Origin of the sequence: Conexibacter woesei Iso977N, assembly GCF_000424625.1 — a bacterium.
Lineage (GTDB): Bacteria > Actinomycetota > Thermoleophilia > Solirubrobacterales > Solirubrobacteraceae > Baekduia > Baekduia woesei_A.
In genome coordinates this window covers 181,126-198,700 of the sequence record NZ_AUKG01000001.1, presented here as the reverse complement: position 1 = coordinate 198,700, position 17,575 = coordinate 181,126, and the positions used below count along the sequence as shown (strand labels likewise).

The window sequence follows — 17,575 nt, the reverse complement described above, 5'->3', positions numbered from 1 at the left end:
TTCCGCGCCGCGTGCTTCGGTACTTTGAGGGCGTGACGTCCGCCGCCGACCTCGACCTCCCGCTCGTCGCGAGCGGCAAGGTGCGGGAGATCTACGCGCTGGAGGACGACCGGCTGCTGCTGGTCGCCTCCGACCGCATCTCGACCTATGACGTCGTGCACCCGAACGGCATCCCGGACAAGGGCAAGGTCCTGACGGGGATCTCGGTCTTCTGGTTCAACAAGACCGGGCACATCGTGCCCAACCACTACATCTCGGCCACCGAGGGTGTCCCGGATGCGGTGCGCGGCCGCGCGATGGCGGTGCAGAGGCTGGAGATGCTGCCGATCGAGTGCGTCGTGCGCGGCTACATCACGGGGTCGGGCTGGAAGGACTACTCGGCGTCCGGCAGCGTGTCCGGGATCGAGCTGCCGCCGGGGCTGCGCGAGTCCCAGCAGCTGCCGACGCCGATCTTCACGCCGTCGACCAAGGCCGAGCTGGGCGACCACGACGAGGCGATCTCGTTCGAGCGTGCGGTCGAGGTGCTGGGCGATGCGTCTTTGGCGGGGCGCCTGCGCGACGTGTCGATCGAGTTGTACGCCTTCGCGGCGGGGCTCGCGCGCGAGCGCGGCGTGATCCTGGCCGACACGAAGTTCGAGTTCGGGCTGGACGCGGACGGTGGGTTGGTGTTGGCCGACGAGGCGCTGACGCCGGACTCGTCGCGGTACTGGCCGCTCGACGGCTACGAGCCCGGGCACGGGCAGCCGTCGTTCGACAAGCAGTTCGTCCGTGACTGGGCGGCAGGGACAGGGTGGGACAAGAGCCCACCGGCACCGGAGGTACCAAAGGACGTGGTGGTGGAGACGCGCGCGAAGTACGTCGAGGCGTACGAGTCGGTCACAGGCGAGTCGTTCGGCTCCTGGCTCTCGCGGACGGCAGCGTCATGAGAGCGCGTGTGCTGATCCGCCCGAAGGCTGGGATCCTGGACCCGCAGGGTGTCGCGGTCGAGCGCGCCCTGCCTGCTTTGGGCTTCGCGGGCGTCGCGAACGTGCACGTTGGCCGGCTGGTCGAGCTGGACGTCGAGGACGCCGCGCAGCTGGACGACATGTGCCGCAAGCTGCTGGCCAACCCGCTGATCGAGGACTACGAGATCCAGACGGTGTCCGCGTGAAGCTCGGCGTCGTCACGTTCCCGGGGACCTGCGACGACGCGGACGCGCGGTTGGCGGTCGCGAAGGTCGCCGAGCCGGTGGCGCTGTGGCACGGCGACGCGGATCTGCACGGCGTCGACGGCGTCGTCATCCCGGGCGGGTTCTCGTACGGCGACTACCTGCGCGCGGGGTCGATCGCGCGGTTCTCGCCGGTGATGGAGTCGGTGATCGCGTTCGCGCAGGCCGGCGGTCCTGTCTTGGGGATCTGCAACGGGTTCCAGATCCTGTGCGAGGCGGGGCTGCTTCCGGGCGCGCTGCTGCCGAACAAGGACCTGCGGTTCGTGTGCCGCCAGGTCGACCTGGTGGTGCAGACGACCGGCACGCCGTTCACCTCGACGTGTGCCGTCGGTGACGTGCTGTCGATCCCGGCCAAGCACCAGAACGGCTGCTTCTACGGCGACGTCCCCGCTTCGCAGGTGGTCCTGCGCTACGCGGACGGCCACAACTTCAACGGCTCGCAGGACGACGTCGCGGGCGTCGTCAACGAGCAAGGCAATGTGATGGGCTTGATGCCGCATCCCGAGCACGCGGTGGACGTGCTGACCGGCGGCTCGGCCGACGGCCTGAAGCTCTTCGAGGGGATGACCCGTGTCGCCGTCGCCTGAGGCCGCCGCTTCCTCGGACGCGCCGGGCGTCGAGCACGCCGTCGCGCTGGGGCTGACGCGCGACGAGTACAAGATGGTCTGCGACGAGCTGGGCGGGCGCGAGCCCAACCAGGTCGAGCTCGCGATGTTCTCGCTGCTGTGGAGCGAGCACTGCGCCTACAAGCACTCCAAGAAGCTCCTGCGCACGCTGCCGACGGAGGGCCCGGCTGTGGTCATGGGGCCGGGCGAGAACGCCGGCGCCGTCGATGTCGGTGATGGCTGGGCGGTCGCGTTCAAGGTCGAGTCGCACAACCACCCCAGCGCCGTCGAGCCGTTCCAGGGCGCGGCGACGGGCGTCGGCGGGATCCTGCGCGACATCTTCGCCTTGGGCGCGCGTCCCATCGCCGTTCTCGATTCCCTGCGCTTCGGCGAGCCGACGTCCGAGCGCTCGCGGTACCTGCTGGACCGCGCCGTGGCCGGGATCGGGCACTACGGCAACTCGATCGGCGTGCCGACCGTGGGCGGCGAGGTCGTCTTCGAGGCGCCGTACGAGACCAACTGCCTGGTCAACGCGATGGCGATCGGGCTGGCGCGGACCGACGACATGGTCCGCTCCGCGGCGGCCGGTGTTGGCAATGTCCTTGTGTTGTTCGGCGCGTCCACGGGGCGCGACGGGATCGGCGGCGCTTCGGTGCTGGCCTCGACCGAGCTGGACGTCGATGACGACTCCAAGCGTCCGTCCGTGCAGGTCGGTGACCCGTTCGAGGAGTCGAAGCTGCTGGAGTGCTCGCTGGAGCTGCTGGCCTCCGGGTTGTTGGTGGCCTTGCAGGACCTGGGCGCTGCCGGCCTGACGTCGGCCGCTTCCGAGATGGCCGCGAGGGGCGAGGTCGGGCTGGATCTCGACGTCGCGAAGGTCCCGCTGCGCGAGGCCGACATGGAGCCGTTCGAGATCATGGTGTCGGAGTCGCAGGAGCGGATGCTCTGCGTCTGCGAGCCTGCGAAGGTCGCCGACGTGCTGGCGCTCTGCGAGAAGTGGGAGGTCAACGGGACCGCGATCGGCGTGGTCACCGAGGGCAATCGCTTCCGGATCCTGCGTGGTGAGGAAGTCGTCGGAGACATGCCGGTCACCGGCTTGGTCGACGACGCGCCGCTGTACGACCTGGCGCCGGAGAAGCCGGCGTCGCCGATCTACGCGACGCCTGCGGCGGTCCTCGGGTTCGAGGCCGACGTGCAGGAGACGCTGATCGCGCTGCTGTCCTCGCCGAACCTCTCGTCGCGCCGGCCGCTGTTCGAGCAGTACGACTCGATCGTGCAGTCCCGGACCGTGCGCCGTCCCGAGGACTCGGACGCCGCGGTGCTCTGGCTGCACGACATGGGCGACGGCGCGCCGGCGATCGCGACGTCGATCGACGGCAACGGCCGCCGTGTCGCCGCCGACCCCTACTGGGGCACGATCGGCAACGCGCTGGAGTGCGCGGCGAACCTCGCCGCGGTCGGCGCCCAGCCGCTGGGGACGACCAACAACCTCAACTTCGGCAACCCCGAGAAGCCGCACATCGCCTGGCAGTTGACCGAGGCCGTCCGCGGCCTCGGCGAGGCCTGCCGCGCGCTGGAGGCGCCGATCGTCGGCGGCAACGTGTCGCTGTACAACGAGAACGCGGACGGCCCGATCTACCCGACGCCCGTCGTCGGCATGGTCGGCATCCTGCCCGACCCGGAGCGCGCGACGACCATCGCCTTCAAGAACGAAGGCGACACGATCGCGCTGGTCGGCTACTCGCTGGACGACCCGTCCCTGGACGCGTCGGAGCTGTCGAAGCTCCGCGGCGAGGCGCTGCCGGACGGCCTGCCGCCGATCGACATCCCGTCGGTGGTGAAGACCCTCGACACGATCCGGGCAGCGGCGCGCGCGGGCTCGCTGTCCTCGATCCACGACATCTCCGAAGGCGGCCTCCTGATCGCCATCGCGGAGTCCGCCCTGTCCGGCTCGCTCGGAGCCTCCCTGGACCTCGGCGACGTCGATGACGTCTGGGCCTCGCTCTTCGGCGAACGTTCCGGCGGCTTCCTCATCTCGGGCCCCCGCTCCGCCATCGACGCCCTCGTCACCTCCGGAGTCCCCGTGACCCCCCTCGGCACCGTCGGCAGCGCCAACCTCACAGTGTCGCTGTCCTCGATCACCGAGTCCTGGCCCCTCGCATCTCTCCGCGAAGCCACCTCAGCGCTAGCCCCCCTCTTCCCCTAGCCACGCCCGCGGCGCCGCCACCCGTCGGCGCCGCGGCTTCACGCGCACCATCGCCGCGTCGCCACCACCGCGCGCTCCGCGCCATCAGACCGCACCGCTTCCGGCGTCATGGATGAAGGCGCTTCGCTTGATCGTCGTCGCCAGTTGCACCGCGAGGCGGTCGCGGTCTTTGCCGTCATCCGTCCGGCATCGCTTCACGCGCATCGGCGTCGCGGCGGAGCGGGCGTCTGTCCCGCGGCATCAAGTCATAGCTCTTCCGGCGCCGTGGCTGGAGGCGCTTCGCTTGATCGTCGTCGCCTGCGGCACCGCGCGGCGGCCGCGGTCTTTGCCGCAATCCGTCCGGCGGCGCGCGCAGGCGCGTCATGCGCGAACCGAGTTATTGTTCTTCTGATGCGCCCGCCGTCAGTTCCGCAAGGAACTGACGCGGGTTCAGGACCGGCAGCGTCTCGGACGACTCCACCAACAAGTCCTTGTCGACCGACACCATCATGTCGGCGCCCGCGGCTCGGGCGAGTGCGATGAGGTAGTCGTCGTCCGGATCTCGTGTCGCGCCTTCGACGACTTCGGGATTGTCGAGCATCGTCGCCGACGCGCTGAGGATCTCGACGTAGATCGCGCCACGTCCGTCGGCCGCCGCTGCGGCGAACTTCTCGCGCGACAGGACGCCGGCCAGCTCGTCGAAGAGCATCGGCGCCGCGAGCAGCTCGAACTCGCCCGCGAGCAGTGCCTGGACGAGCTGCGATGGCGCGCCGGTTGCGCTGCCGATGAACGCCGAGATGAAGACGCCCGGGTCGACGACCGCGCGGATCACGCGGGCCGGCGGCGCTCACGGCGCGCCGCGTGGAGCTCCTGGACGGCGAGCGCGTCTGCTTCGTCGTCGGTCAGGTTGCTCGTCGCCTGCGCCGCCTCCAGCACATCCCTGCCCACGTACATCCGCAGCGCGCGCTCGACCACGTCGGCCTCGGTGGCCTGGCCGTGCTGCGGCGTCATCGCGCGGGCGCGCTCGATGAGCTCGGCATCGACGTCGACGCTGATGATGTGGTCGGAAGCCATGGCGTTGTTACGTGATAGCCCATCGTCCGGTCCGTGGCAAGCGGACGGCGTCAGCGTTCGGCCGGTGGCTCCGCCAGCCGGCGCCAGAGGGCGGCGGCGGCGTGGTCGTCGTCGGCGAGGACGAGGAGGGCGCCGCAGGGGGTTGAGCCGAGGATGAGGTTGTTGGGGTTCTTGGTGGGGCGGGTGTAGGTGTAGACCTGGTGGTCGTGGACGATGGTGAGGTGGGGGTCGGCGCCGGTTGCGCGGGCTTGCGTCAGGGTCGTGGCGAAGAACTCGTCGCGGACGGATGGGTCGTCGCCGAGGCCGAAGAAGAGGGCGGTGCCGAGCAGCGTCTCGGTGTTGTCGCTGGAATCGCGAGAGACCGTGCGGGTGTCGATGTCGGCGGCCAGGTCGGCCGGCACGTCGAGGTTCAGCGGCGGGTACTCGGGCCTGGTCGACAGCGCCGTGTACGGGTAGCGGAGGTTCTCGAACGGGCCGCCGCCGTGGGCGTTCTTGCAGGACTCCGCGCGGGCGGCGAGCGTGGGTTGCGACCTCCTGTGGCCGCCGCCCGCCGCCTCGACGATGACGCCCACGACGCCCAGAACCAAGAACCCGCAGAACGCGAGCAGCGAGAACTTGACGATCAGCGGCAACCCGTGGCGCTCCGGCATCCGTGCCGCGGTGTGTTCCCGCCCGCCGCCGCGGGCATGCGCGCGCCTAGCTCAGCGCTTCAAGCTCCTCCGCGCTGAGCTCCAGCTCCAGCGCCGCGAGGTTCTCGCGCAGGTGGTCGAGGGAGAGGGTGCCGGGGATCGGGAGCACGGTCGGCGACCGGTGCAGCAGCCACGCGAGCTTCACCGCGTTCGTGCCCACGCCGTGGCGCTTGGCGATCTCCTCCACCGCGGCCGAGCCGCCCTTCAGCGGGAAGTAGGGGACGAACACGATGTCCTCGGCCGCGCAGTGGTCGATGACGTCGTCGTAGCCGCGCTCGGCCAAGTTGTAGTGGTTCTGGACGGCGGTGACCGGGAGGATCGTGCGGGCGTGCTCGATCTGCTCGACGGTCACGTCGGAGAGGCCGACCGCGAGGATCGTCCCGCGCGACAGCTCCTCGGCGAGCGCGCCGAGGGTCTCCTCGAACGGCGTCTCCGGATCGACGCGATGCAAGTAGTACAGGTCGATCGCGTCGACCCTCAACGACGCCAGCGACTGCTCGAGCTGGCTGCGCAGCACCTCCGGGCGGCCCTCGCCGGCCCGGTAGCCGCCCTTCGTGGCGATCACGAGATCGTCGCGACCCGCGACGCCGGACGCCCCGATCGTCCGCTCGCTCTCGCCACCGGTGTACAGGTGCGCGGTGTCGATGTGCCGCAGCCCCGCGTCCACGGCCTCCCGGATGAAGCCCGCGTGCTCGGGCGTCAGGCGGTTGGTCCCCAAGCCCATCCGGGGGACGTCGCGGTCGGCGAGGCGAAGCGTGGTGGAGATCGCGGTCATCGCTTCAGGCTAGTTCGGGGTACGCCCGACATCACATGCGCTCCGCGGAGATCCTCGTCGGCCTGCTCGGGGCCGTCACCGTGCTCGCGGGCGTCGCCCGGCGGGTCGGCGTCCCGTCGCCGATCGTGCTCGTCGTCTGCGGCGCGCTCGTCGGGCTCGTGCCCGGCCTGCCCGGCGTCACGCTCGACCCCGACCTCACGTTCTTCATCTTCCTGCCGCCGCTCGTCTACGGCGCCGGCTTCACGGCGTCGCCCCGCGACCTGCGGCTCCAGGCGCGCCGGATCGGCGTCCTCGCCATCGGCCTCGTCGCGGCCACCGCGGCCGCGGTCGCCGTCGCGATGAAGCTCCTCGTCCCCGGCTTCGGCTGGGCCGAGGGCTTCACGCTCGGCGCGATCCTGGCGCCCACCGACCCGGTCGCGGCCGTCTCGATCATGCAGCGCTTCCGCGTCGCGCCCCAGCTGCAGGCGATCATCGAGGGCGAGTCGCTGGTCAACGACGGCACCGGCCTCGTCCTCTACAAGCTCGCCGTCGCGGCGGTCGTCACCGGCACCTTCAGCATCGCCGACGGCGCGTGGCGCCTGGTCGCGACCGGCACCGGCGGCGTGCTGATCGGCCTCGCCGTCGGCTGGCTGATCCAGCACGTGCGCGGCCGGATCGACGACGCGCCGATCGAGATCACCCTGTCGCTCTTCACGCCGTATGCCGCCTACATCGCGGCCGAGGCGATCGGCGCGTCCGGGATCCTCGCCGCGGTCACCGTCGGCCTCTACCTCGGCGCGCGCAGCGAGGGCCTGTTCAGCGCGACCGCCCGGATCGAGGCCCAGGGCTTCTGGACCGCGTTGACCTTCATGTTGGAGTCGACGCTCTTCTTGTTGATGGGGTTGCAGATCCGCGACGTCGCGAGGGGCATCGAGGACCTCGACGCCGGCCGCGTCACGCTGACGGTCGTGGTCACGCTGGTGGTCGTCCTCGGCATCCGGATCGTCTGGATGTTCAGCATCGGCCCGCTGCTGCGCAGGCTGATCCCCGGCGAGCCCAAGGAGGAGCCGCCGCGCCTGGGCCCGGGCGCGCGCCTGGTCGCCGGCTGGGCCGGGATGCGCGGCGCGGTGTCGCTGGCCGCGGCGCTCGCGATCCCGGCGACCGTCGACGGCGGCGACCCGTTCCCGCAGCGCTCGCTGATCGTCTTCACGGTCTTCTGCGTGATCGTCGCCGGGCTGCTGCTCCAGGGCTCGACGCTGCCCGCGCTGATCGCCGCGACCGGCCTGGGCCGCGACGTCGCCGACGACGCCGCCGAGGAGGCGCGCGCCCGCGCGGCGGCGGCCGAGGCCGCGCTGGAGCAGCTCGACGCGATGGAGGACGAGGACCCGCAGGCGGCCGAGCGCCTGCGCGAGCTCTACGAGGCGCGCCTCGGCCACGCCCGCGCGCCCGCCGACGAGGACGGCGACGCGGAACGCCAGCACGTCGAGGCCTTCCAGCGCCTGCGCGAGGAGCTGCTGCGCTCCGAGCGCGCGGCCCTGCACGAGCTCCACGCCCGCGGCGAGATCTCGGAAGATGCGCTGAGAACGGTGGAGCGCGACCTCGATCTCCAGGAGGCACGCCTGGATTGAGGGTGGGGTCGCCGCCCCTGTTGCTACCCTCCGCGCTGCCGCCGCGTGTTCTCTCTTCGGGCGGTCCTCATGACCGAGCTGAACACCGATCTCGACGAGCGCGACGGCCCGCGCGACGAGTGCGGCGTCTTTGGGATCTACGCTCCCGAGCACGACGTCGCCCGCATGGCGTACTTCGCCCTCTACGCGCTGCAGCACCGCGGTCAGGAGTCGGCGGGCATCGCCGCCGCCGACCACGGCGGCTACATCATCACCCAGCGCGCGCTGGGCCTGGTCAACCAGGTCTTCAAGGAGCACGACCTCCGTGCCCTCGCCGGCGACCTGGCGATCGGCCACGTCCGCTACTCCACGACCGGCTCCAACGAGTGGGAGAACTCGCAGCCCGTGCACCGCAGCGCGGGCGCGGGGGGCAACCACCGCGAGCTGGCGCTGGCGCACAACGGCAACCTGATCAACGCGGTCGAGCTCCACGCCGAGCTGCGCGCCCAGGGCGTGCAGTTCTCCTCGACCAGCGACTCCGAGATCATCGCCGCGCTGATCTCCACGCATCCCGCGGAGAAGATCGAGGACGCCGTCGCCGCCGTCCTGCCGCGCCTGAAGGGCGCGTTCTCGACGGTCGTGATGACCAAGGACAAGGTCGTCGCCTTCCGCGACCCGGCCGGCCTGCGCCCGCTGGCGATCGGCCAGCTCGAGGACCGCTACTGCGTCGCCTCCGAGTCGTGCGCGTTCGACATCATCGGCGCCAAGCTGCTCCGCGACGTCCTCCCCGGCGAGATGATCACGCTCTCCGACAAGGGCATCGCGACCAAGCAGGTCGTCTCCGGCGAGCGCGAGGCGTTCTGCGTCTTCGAGTACATCTACTTCGCGCGCCCCGACTCGCGCATGAACGGCCAGCTGCTGCAGGCCGCGCGCGGCCGGATGGGCGAGATCCTCGCCCGCGAGGCCCCGGCGCCCAACGCCGACCTCGTCATCGCCGTGCCGGACTCCGGCAATCCCGCCGCCCGCGGCTTCGCCCGCGCCGCCGGCCTGCCGCAGGACGACGGCCTGATCAAGAACCGCTACGTCGCGCGCACGTTCATCCAGCCCGGCCAGGAGCTGCGCAAGCACGGCCTGCGGATGAAGTTCAACCCGCTGCCGGAGATCGTCGGCGGCAAGCGGATCGTCGTCGTCGACGACTCGATCGTCCGCGGCAACACGACGCGCCAGATCGTCCAGATGCTCCGCGATGCCGGCGCGCTGGAGGTCCACATGCGGATCTCCGCCCCGCCGATCAAGCACCCGTGCTTCTACGGCATCGACATGAGCAAGCGCGAGGAGATGATCGCGCACAACCGGACGCCCGAGCAGATCGCCGAGGAGCTCGGCGTCGACTCGCTGGCGTACCTGTCGCTCGAAGGCGTCTACGAGGCCGTGCGCGGCGACCGCGCCAACCACTGCGACGCGTGCTTCTCCGGCGAGTACCCGCTGCCGGGCACCGAGGACGGCCAGTCCAAGGACGCGTTCGAGCTGCCGCTCGCGCGCATCGCCGCGGTCTAGACGCCGCAGCAGCGCCGGCGCGTCCGAGATCGTGGGGTAGGCGTCCTTGCCGCCATCGGCGCGGCGCGGGACGATGCGTCGCATGACGGCGACGCGGCGGGTCGTGGTGGTGGCGATGGACGGGGCGCAGTCCCTGGACGTGCTCGGTCCGGTCGAGGTGCTGCAGGGCGCGTCGGCAGTTGTTGGTGGCATTGGTGGTTACGAGGTCGTGGTGTGCGGTCCCGACGGCGGTTCTATCGCGCTGTCCAACGGGCTGACCCTGTCCTGCGCAGAGTTGCCACGAAGTCCGCGCGGGATCGACACGATCATCGTGTCCGGCGGCGAAGGGACACGTGCTCTGAGTCCTTCGCACCCTGTCGTCCTGTGGCTGGCCGCGGTCGCGCCGCGGGTCCGGCGGGTCGCGTCGGTGTGCACGGGCGCGCTCGCGCTGGCCCACGCGGGGCTTCTGGACGGCCGCCGTGCGACGACGCACTGGGCGTTCTGCGATGCGCTCGCGGCGGGGTTCCCGGAGGTGAGCGTCGAGCGCGAGCCGATCTACGTGCGCGACGAGGAGATCTGGACCTCGGCGGGGGTGACCGCCGGGATGGACCTCACGCTCGCGCTCGTCGAGGAGGACCTCGGGCCGGAGGTCGCGCTGACCGTCGCGCGCTGGCTCGTGCTGTTCCTCAAGCGCCCCGGCGGGCAGGCGCAGTTCAGCACCGGGCTGGCGGCCCAGGCGGCGGTCCGGGCGCCGCTGCGCGAGCTGCAGGGGTGGATGAACGACAACTTGGGTTCCGACCTCTCGGTGAGCGCGCTGGCCGCGCGGGCGTGCCTGAGCGAGCGCCAGTTCACGCGCGCGTGGAGGGCGGAGACCGGCGTGTCCCCGGGCGCCTACGTGGAAGAGCTGCGCGTCGAGCGCGCGCGGGCGCTGCTGGAGGGCGGGCTGGGCGTGGCGGGCGCGGCGCGGGGCGCGGGGTTCGGGTCGCCGGAGGTGCTGCGGCGCGTGTTCCACCGGCGGTTGGGTGTGGCTCCCGGGGCCTACCGGGAGCGGTTCATGGCAAGCGAGACGAAGGCGGCGTAGATCGACATGATGGACATCGTGATCCCGGTGTACGACGGGTTCACCGCGCTGGATGCGGTGGGGCCCTACGAGGTGCTGTCGCGGCTGGGCGGGCGCGTGCGGTTCGTGGCGCCGGAGGCCGGGCCGGTGACGACGGAGACCAGGATGTTGTCCTTGGTCGCCGAGGCGTCGCTGGCGGACGTGAGGGCGTGCGACGTGCTGCTCGTCCCGGGCGGGTTCGGGACGCGCGCGTTGTTGGAGGACTCGATGTGGACGTCGTGGATCGCTTCGGTGCACGAGACGACGACGTGGACGACGTCGGTGTGCACCGGCTCGCTGCTGCTGGGCGCGGCGGGGTTGTTGGAGGGGTTGCCCGCGACGTCGCACTGGTCGGAGCTGGAGTCGCTGCGCGGGTTCGGGGCCTCTGAGGTCGGCGGCCGCGTCGTCTTCGGGCCGGAGGGCTCGCGGATCGTGACGGCTGCGGGTGTCTCGGCGGGGATCGACATGGCGCTGGCGCTGGCGGCCCGGATCGCGGGCGACGACACGGCGCGCGCGATCCAGCTCGGGATCGAGTACGACCCGCAGCCGCCGTTCGACGCGGGCTGCGTCGAGAAGGCCGATCCGGCGCTGGTGGCGGCGCTGCGCAGCGCGATGGCGTCGGCGTCCTGAGAAATCGCGCAGGAAGCGTCACGGAAGTGCGCAGATCGGGGGTGCAGGCCGATCGCGGCGCTAAGGTCCGACGCCCGTCTCATGGATCTGCGCGCCGCCCTCACCGACCACTTCGGCTTCGCCGACTTCCGCCCCGGCCAGGAGGCCGCGGTCACCGCTGCGGTGAACGGGCGCGACACGCTCGTGGTCATGCCGACGGGCGCGGGCAAGTCGCTCTGCTACCAGCTGCCCGCGCTGGTGCGCGAGGACCTGACGATCGTGGTCTCGCCGCTGGTCTCGCTGATGCAGGACCAGGTCGAGGCGCTGGAGCGCCGCGTCCCGGGCGCGGCGGGCGTCATCAACGCCCAGCAGGACATGGCCACCAACGCGGCGGTGCTGGAGCGCGCGCGGTCGGGTGCGCTGAAGCTGCTGTACGTGGCGCCGGAGCGGTTCTCGTCGCCCGGGTTCCTGGAGGCGATCCGCAACGTCCCGATCGGGCTGTTCGTGGTCGACGAGGCGCACTGCGTGTCGCAGTGGGGGCACGACTTCCGCCCGGACTACTTCCGGCTGGCGGACGCGGCGCGGTGGCTGGGCGCTCGTGCCCTGGTGGCCTCGACGGCGACGGCGACGCCGGAGGTCGCGCGCGACATCGTGGCGCGGCTGGGGCTGCAGGAGCCGGCGATCGTCACGACGGGCTTCGACCGGCCGAACCTGTCGTTCGCCGTGGTCCCGTGCGCGACGACGGCCGACAAGCACGCGCGGATCGCGGAGGCGCTGCGCGATCCGGCGGCGCGGCCGGCGATCGTCTACGCGGGCACGCGCAAGGCGTGCGACGCGCTGGCCGAGCGGCTCGGCGTCGACCTCGGCATCGAGGTCGTCGCCTACCACGCGGGCCTGCCGCGCGGCGAGCGCGCGACGGTCCAGCGGCGGTTCATGGACGGCCGGGTCGATGTCGTGGTCGCGACCAACGCGTTCGGGATGGGCGTCGACAAGTCCGACGTCCGGACGGTCGCGCACGAGGTCGTGCCGCCGTCGGTCGAGGCCTACTACCAGGAGGCCGGCCGCGGTGGCCGCGACGGCGCCCCGGCGCGCGCGCTGCTGTTCGCCGAGAAGCGCGACAAGTCGCTGCACGTGTTCTTCATCAACCGCTCCGAGGTGAGCGAGGGGATCCTGGATCAGGTCGCCGGGCGGCTGCTCGGCGCGTCGGTCGACGGGCGCTTCGACGTCGCGCTGTCGTACCTGGACGACGAGGCCGAGCGGGTCCGGGCGATCGTCGGGCACCTTGCGCGGGCGGGCGTGATCCAGCCGGCGCCGTCGCCGATGGACCGTGTGCGCGGGCGCGTCGTCGGCCAGTACGACGGGCGCGCGCAGGCGCTGGCGCGGTCGAGCGCGGCTGAGGGTCAGCGGGCGCGCTGGAAGCAGTACCGGTCGGTGTGGTCGTTCGTCGAGGACGACGGCTGCCGCCGCGCACGGGTGCTCCGGCACTTCGGCGATCCGGCAGCGCCGACGACCGATCCCGGGGTGCCGTGCTGCGACGTGTGCGACCCGTCGCTGGTGCCCGCGTCGCCGTCGCGCGCGCTGTCGCACGCCAACGCGGGGACCGCGAAGCACGAGACGATCGAGGCGGCGATCCTGTCGGTGGTGCGCGCGGCGCGGCCGTCGATCGGGCGGACGCGCGTCGCCGAGGTGCTGCGTGGCGGTCAGGCGAAGGCGCTGCTGCGCAACGGCTGGGACGGGCTACCGGAGTACGCGACCTACGCGCACATGACGTCGTCGACCGTGCTGTCGAAGATCGACGCGATGGTCGACGACGGGCGGCTCGACAAGACCGAGGGCCCGCGCCCGGTGCTGAAGCCGGGACCGGACGCGCCGCCGCCCGCGGCGCCGGACGGGCAGTCCTCGCTGTCGATCGAAGCGGCCTGATGGCGCTGCTGCGCGTCGGGGTCCTGGCCTCGGGGTCGGGGACCAACCTGCAGGCGATCCTCGACAGCGTCCACGGCTTCGAGGCCAAAGTTGTAGGGGTTGCCTCCGACAAGGCCGACGCGGTCGCCCTGGAGCGGGCGAGGGCGGCGGGCGTCCCGGCGTCGGTGTTCCCGCTCGGCGCCTACCCGGACCGCGCGGCGCGCGACGCGGCGATCGGCGACTGGCTCGACGCGCAGGGCGCGGAGCTCGTCGTGCTCGCCGGGTACATGGCGATCCTGACGCCCGGGTTCATCCGGCGGTTCCCGGACAAGATCATCAACATCCACCCGTCGCTGCTGCCGGCGTTCCCGGGGCTCGCCGCCGTGCAGCAGGCGATCGACTACGGGTCGAAGCTGTTCGGGGCGACCGTCCACTTCGTCGACGAGGGCGTCGACACCGGCGCGGTCATCCTGCAGTCCGCGATCCCGCTGCCGCCCGACGCGGACTCGGCCGCCGCGCTCTCGCTGCTGCGTCCGATCGAGCACGCGCTGCTGCCCGACGCGATCCGCCTCATCGCCGCCGGCCGCCTCTCCCGCGATCCGGCGAACCCCCGCCGGATCCTCATCACCGACTGACCATCCCCGGGCCGCGCGCCGCGGTTCCCGTCCCCATGCGGCGCGCGACCTAGGAAGCCTGGTCTAGTCGTCGCCGCCGGAGGCGTGCCCCGGCGCGGGGCCGCCGACCGCGTCATCGTCGCCGTGGCCCTCGTCGCCGGAGGAAGTCTCGTCGCCCGCGCCGGAGTCGTCGGCTGCGGAGTCGTCGGATCCGGAGTCGCTCGCCGCCGCGGAGTCGTCGCTCGACCCGTCGTCGTCGCTCTCCGCCGAGCCGCTCGACTCTGCGGCGGACTCGTCGGCTGAGGCGGTCTGGGCTTCGTCGGCGGGCGCGGCTGCGGCGGCGCCTTCGGGGTCGTCGCCTTGGCCGGGGGTGCCGCGGGTGTTCTCGAAGTCGCCGACGGTCTCCGGGTTGGTCTTCTCGCGGAGGTGGCCGGCGGACTTCTGGGCATCGGAGATGTGGTCCTCGAGCTCGTCGAGGTGGTGCTCGAGCTGGTCGGCCTGGTGCTCGAGCTGCTGTGCCACGTCGTCGCCGGTCATGGGGACTGGGTTCCCCGACCGGCGACGAGGCACACATGGTTCAGCCTTCGCGCCACACGCGGCGGACGGTGATCGACGCGAAGCGCCAGCCGGCCGCGGTCCGGGTCGCGTCGAAGGCGTAGGTCCCGCCGGTGCGGCGCAGCTGCGTCTCGGTGTCGGCGAACGTCACGACCATGTTCGCGGTGACGTGCGCGGCGTCGCCGTCGATGTCGGCCAGGACGTTCGCGATGACGTGCTGGGTCGGCGCGTCGTGGTTGCGCTGGGCCTGGTCGACGATCGCGGCGACGCCGGTCGAGTCGCCGCCCGGCGTCGAGACCCGGACGTCGTCGGCGAACAGCACGGCGGGGTCGCCGGTCGCGCCGTCGTCGAGCCAGCGGCCGAGGCGGGAGACCAGGTCGGTCAGCTCGGCGCGGTCGGTGAGGGAGAGGGTGGAGGTCATGGGGAGCCTTTCGTTGGTCACTACAACGTTGGTGACGCCAACGATACTCATGGATCGTTGGTGCTGTCAACGGTCCCCGCTACGCTCCGCCCCGATGAACGAGCGCGACGCCCCCAAGAAGCTGTGGTCGACGCCGAGCTGGCTGGTCTCCCGCGTCGCGCTGCGCGCCGCGAGGGTCGTGAGCGCGCAGCTCGACGCCGCGGGGGTCAGGCGCAAGCACTTCGCGGTGCTCGTCGCCCTCTCGGAGTCGGGCCCGGCGTCGCAGGCCGACCTCGGCCGCCGGCTCGCCCTGGACCGCAGCGACCTCCACGCGATCGTCGCCGACCTGGAGCGCGACGGCCTGATCGACCGCGACCGCGACCCCGCCGACGCCCGCCGCAACCGCGTCAAGCTGACCGCGAGGGGTCGCGCCCAGCTCCGCCGCCTCGACGCCAAGGTCGACGCCGCTCAGGACGAGCTCCTCGCCCCCCTGACCAAAGCCGAACGCGCCGAGCTGACCCGCCTCCTGACCCGCGTCGTCGCCCACCACGTCGAGCGCGACGCCGCCGCGGAGTGACGCGCGCCGTGCTGCGCCGAGCGGCTAAGCGTCGCCCGGCGCGGCGCTGAGGCGGCGGGCGGTATGTGCTGAGTCGCCACAACGGGCGGGTTCGGTGGGTGGGACGTGCCGATCGGGTGGGCCGTCGAATACCATCGGGGCATGGCCTCCGAGACCTCCCCCGAGGCACCGATCGTGCCCGGGGCTGTTCGTATTCAGCGTGCGTTGTTGTCGGTGTCGGACAAGCGAGGGATCGTCGACTTCGCTCGGGGGCTCGCGGAGCTGGGCGTCGAGATCGTCTCGACCGGCGGCACCGCCACCGCGCTCAGCGAGGCCGGGCTCGACGTCCGCGCCATCGACGACTTCACCGGCTTCCCGGAGATCATGGACGGGCGCGTCAAGACGCTGCACCCCAAGCTCTACGCCGGGCTGCTCGCGGTGCGCGACAACGACCAGCACATGGCGCAGGCCGAGGACAACGACATCGAGTTCGTGGACCTCGTGTGCGTGAACCTCTACCCGTTCGAGCGCACGGCCGCCAGGCGCGGCGTCGGCGAGCAGGAGGTCATCGAGAACATCGACATCGGCGGCCCGACGATGATCCGCGCGGCGGCCAAGAACCACGCCTACGCCGCGGTGGTGACAAGCCCGGAGTCCTACGACGCGATCCTCGAAGAGCTGAACGACGCGGGGGGCACCCTGAGCATGCCCACGCGCGAGTCGCTCGCCGCCGAGGCCTTCGCCTACACCGCCCGCTACGACACCGCGATCGCGCGCTGGTTCGCCGAGAAGTCCGACGACTTCCCGTCGCTCTTCGTCCGCGCCTACGAGAAGGTCCTCGACCTCCCCTACGGCGAGAACCCGCACCAGCGCGCCGCCTACTACGCGCAGGTCGGCGCCCGCGCGACGGTCCTCAGCCAGGTCCGCCAGCACCACGGCAAGCAGATCTCCTACAACAACATCCTGGACCTCGACAGCGCCCGCACGCTGGTCCGGGAGTTCGAGGTCCCCGCCTGCGTCATCGTCAAGCACAACAACCCGTGCGGCGTGGCGCTCGACACGACGCCGCTGAACGCCTACCTCAAGGCCTTCAAGTCGGACCCCGTGTCCGCCTACGGCGGGATCATCGCCTTCAACCGCCGCGTGGACAAGCAGACTGCTGAGCAACTCCACAGGCAGTTCATCGAGGTCCTGATCGCGCCCGGCTACGACGACGACGCGCTCGAGGTCCTCCAGCAGAAGCAGAACATCCGGATCCTCGAGGACGAGGAGCGCCGCCTGCCCGCGCTCGGCGAGCCCGACATCCGCCAGGTCACCGGCGGCCTGCTCGTCCAGGACCGCGACAGCGCCCGCGAGGAGCGCGAGTCGATGGAGGTCGTCACCGACCGCGTGCCGACCGACAAGCAGTGGGGCGACCTGCTGTTCGCCTGGCGCGTCGCGACCAAGGTGAAGTCCAACGCGATCGTCGTCACGCGCGACCTCGCGACGATCGGGATCGGCGCGGGCCAGATGTCGCGCGTCGACTCGGTCCGGCTCTCCGTCGAGAAGTGCCAGTACGAGGACTCGCTGAAGGGGGGCGCGCTGGCCTCCGACGCGTTCTTCCCGTTCGCCGACGGCCCCGAGCTGGCCGTCCAGGCGGGCGTGACCGCGATCATCCAGCCCGGCGGGTCGGTCCGCGACGAGGAGGTCATCGCCGCCGCTCAGGAGGCGGGCGTCGCGATGGTCTTCACCAAGCGCCGGCACTTCCGGCACTAGGCGCGTCGGACCATGGACCGCCTCGGATCCGTCCCGCCCGGGCCCTACGAGGAGGCCGTCGGCTACTCGCGCGTCGTGCGCGCGGGGCAACATGTATGGGTTGCCGGCTGCACGTCGGTCAACGAGTACGGCGTGGTCGAGGGCATCACGCCCGGCGAGCAGGCGGCGATCGCGCTCAGGAGGATCCTGGACGCCCTGTCGCGCGTCGGCGCGACCGCCGACGACGTCGTCCGGACCCGCATGTTCACCACCGACATCTCGCGCTCGGACGAGATCGGCCGGGCGCACGGCGCGGTCTTCTCGAAGGTCCGTCCCGTGACCGCGATGTACGAGGTCTCCGGCTTCATCGACCCGCGCATGCTCGTCGAGATCGAGGCCGACGCGTTCATCGAGAACCTGTGAAGTTCGCAACGAGCAGGGGCTTCGCGTTC

19 protein-coding genes are annotated in these 17,575 nt (G+C 71.7%); 13 read left to right on the top strand and 6 right to left on the bottom strand.

Annotation, left to right across the window (positions count from 1 at the left end; translation table 11 throughout):
* Positions 1 to 32: 32 nt before the first annotated feature.
* The 4 genes from H030_RS0100990 to purL are packed head-to-tail and all read left to right on the top strand — an operon-like array spanning position 33 to position 4,015.
* Positions 33 to 926, top strand: coding sequence for a phosphoribosylaminoimidazolesuccinocarboxamide synthase (locus H030_RS0100990; RefSeq protein ID WP_027004735.1), 894 nt, complete (start codon positions 33 to 35; stop codon positions 924 to 926).
* Positions 923 to 1,150 (top strand): phosphoribosylformylglycinamidine synthase subunit PurS, encoded by a 228-nt coding sequence (gene purS / locus H030_RS0100985; protein WP_027004734.1) that lies wholly within the window; start codon positions 923 to 925, stop codon positions 1,148 to 1,150. The genes H030_RS0100990 and purS overlap by 4 nt, the downstream gene beginning before the upstream one ends.
* Positions 1,147 to 1,794 carry a phosphoribosylformylglycinamidine synthase subunit PurQ gene (gene purQ / locus H030_RS0100980; protein WP_027004733.1) on the top strand — a complete coding sequence of 216 codons (648 nt, stop codon included), beginning with the start codon at positions 1,147 to 1,149 and terminating at the stop codon, positions 1,792 to 1,794. The genes purS and purQ overlap by 4 nt, the downstream gene beginning before the upstream one ends.
* Positions 1,778 to 4,015, top strand: a complete 2,238-nt coding sequence (purL, locus tag H030_RS28275; RefSeq protein WP_051221398.1) for a phosphoribosylformylglycinamidine synthase subunit PurL — start codon at positions 1,778 to 1,780, stop codon at positions 4,013 to 4,015. Before purQ ends, purL begins: the two co-directional genes overlap by 17 nt.
* A 376-nt stretch (positions 4,016 to 4,391) precedes the next feature.
* Here the strand turns inward: purL and H030_RS0100970 are convergent, their stop codons facing one another.
* From H030_RS0100970 to H030_RS0100955, 4 genes are read right to left on the bottom strand one after another with little or no spacing between them, the layout of a single operon-like run.
* On the bottom strand, positions 4,392 to 4,826 hold the full coding sequence (locus tag H030_RS0100970; protein WP_027004732.1) for a putative toxin-antitoxin system toxin component, PIN family: 435 nt from the start codon (positions 4,824 to 4,826) through the stop codon (positions 4,392 to 4,394).
* The gene (locus H030_RS0100965; RefSeq protein ID WP_027004731.1) at positions 4,823 to 5,068 is read right to left on the bottom strand and encodes a hypothetical protein; all 246 of its coding nucleotides are present in this window, start codon (positions 5,066 to 5,068) and stop codon (positions 4,823 to 4,825) included. Before H030_RS0100965 ends, H030_RS0100970 begins: the two co-directional genes overlap by 4 nt.
* Positions 5,069 to 5,118: 50 nt before the next feature.
* Positions 5,119 to 5,718 (bottom strand): hypothetical protein, encoded by a 600-nt coding sequence (locus H030_RS0100960; protein WP_027004730.1) that lies wholly within the window; start codon positions 5,716 to 5,718, stop codon positions 5,119 to 5,121.
* Between the two features lie 46 nt (positions 5,719 to 5,764).
* Positions 5,765 to 6,532 (bottom strand): aldo/keto reductase, encoded by a 768-nt coding sequence (locus H030_RS0100955; RefSeq protein WP_027004729.1) that lies wholly within the window; start codon positions 6,530 to 6,532, stop codon positions 5,765 to 5,767.
* A 35-nt stretch (positions 6,533 to 6,567) separates the two neighbouring features.
* Between H030_RS0100955 and H030_RS0100950 the strand changes: the two genes are divergently transcribed.
* The 6 genes from H030_RS0100950 to purN all read left to right on the top strand — a co-directional run bounded on the left by H030_RS0100950 (position 6,568) and on the right by purN (position 13,899).
* Complete coding sequence (locus H030_RS0100950; protein WP_027004728.1) at positions 6,568 to 8,139, top strand: Na+/H+ antiporter; 1,572 nt, start codon at positions 6,568 to 6,570, stop codon at positions 8,137 to 8,139.
* A gap of 69 nt (positions 8,140 to 8,208) precedes the next feature.
* The gene (gene purF, locus H030_RS28270) at positions 8,209 to 9,675 is read left to right on the top strand and encodes an amidophosphoribosyltransferase (RefSeq protein ID WP_035125705.1); all 1,467 of its coding nucleotides are present in this window, start codon (positions 8,209 to 8,211) and stop codon (positions 9,673 to 9,675) included.
* 82 nt (positions 9,676 to 9,757) lie between these two features.
* A complete protein-coding gene (locus tag H030_RS0100940; protein ID WP_196808949.1) occupies positions 9,758 to 10,735 on the top strand; it encodes a GlxA family transcriptional regulator in 978 nt (325 codons plus the stop codon).
* A gap of 9 nt (positions 10,736 to 10,744) precedes the next feature.
* Positions 10,745 to 11,383, top strand: a complete 639-nt coding sequence (locus H030_RS0100935) for a DJ-1/PfpI family protein (RefSeq protein WP_027004726.1) — start codon at positions 10,745 to 10,747, stop codon at positions 11,381 to 11,383.
* An 81-nt stretch (positions 11,384 to 11,464) separates the two neighbouring features.
* Positions 11,465 to 13,285, top strand: a complete 1,821-nt coding sequence (locus H030_RS28265) for a RecQ family ATP-dependent DNA helicase (protein ID WP_081690408.1) — start codon at positions 11,465 to 11,467, stop codon at positions 13,283 to 13,285.
* On the top strand, positions 13,285 to 13,899 hold the full coding sequence (gene purN / locus H030_RS0100925; protein WP_027004725.1) for a phosphoribosylglycinamide formyltransferase: 615 nt from the start codon (positions 13,285 to 13,287) through the stop codon (positions 13,897 to 13,899). The genes H030_RS28265 and purN overlap by 1 nt, the downstream gene beginning before the upstream one ends.
* 63 nt (positions 13,900 to 13,962) lie before the next feature.
* On the opposite strand, the gene H030_RS0100920 is transcribed toward purN, so the two are convergent.
* Positions 13,963 to 14,415, bottom strand: a complete 453-nt coding sequence (locus H030_RS0100920) for a hypothetical protein (RefSeq protein WP_027004724.1) — start codon at positions 14,413 to 14,415, stop codon at positions 13,963 to 13,965.
* Positions 14,416 to 14,455: 40 nt separating this feature from the next.
* Positions 14,456 to 14,854 carry a nuclear transport factor 2 family protein gene (locus tag H030_RS0100915; RefSeq protein ID WP_027004723.1) on the bottom strand — a complete coding sequence of 133 codons (399 nt, stop codon included), beginning with the start codon at positions 14,852 to 14,854 and terminating at the stop codon, positions 14,456 to 14,458.
* A 94-nt stretch (positions 14,855 to 14,948) separates the two neighbouring features.
* Between H030_RS0100915 and H030_RS0100910 the strand changes: the two genes are divergently transcribed.
* The 3 genes from H030_RS0100910 to H030_RS0100900 all read left to right on the top strand — a co-directional run bounded on the left by H030_RS0100910 (position 14,949) and on the right by H030_RS0100900 (position 17,546).
* Positions 14,949 to 15,410, top strand: a complete 462-nt coding sequence (locus tag H030_RS0100910; protein ID WP_027004722.1) for a MarR family winged helix-turn-helix transcriptional regulator — start codon at positions 14,949 to 14,951, stop codon at positions 15,408 to 15,410.
* 141 nt (positions 15,411 to 15,551) lie between these two features.
* The gene (purH, locus tag H030_RS0100905) at positions 15,552 to 17,144 is read left to right on the top strand and encodes a bifunctional phosphoribosylaminoimidazolecarboxamide formyltransferase/IMP cyclohydrolase (RefSeq protein ID WP_051221396.1); all 1,593 of its coding nucleotides are present in this window, start codon (positions 15,552 to 15,554) and stop codon (positions 17,142 to 17,144) included.
* A gap of 12 nt (positions 17,145 to 17,156) precedes the next feature.
* Positions 17,157 to 17,546 (top strand): Rid family hydrolase, encoded by a 390-nt coding sequence (locus tag H030_RS0100900; RefSeq protein ID WP_027004720.1) that lies wholly within the window; start codon positions 17,157 to 17,159, stop codon positions 17,544 to 17,546.
* Positions 17,547 to 17,575: the final 29 nt, after the last annotated feature.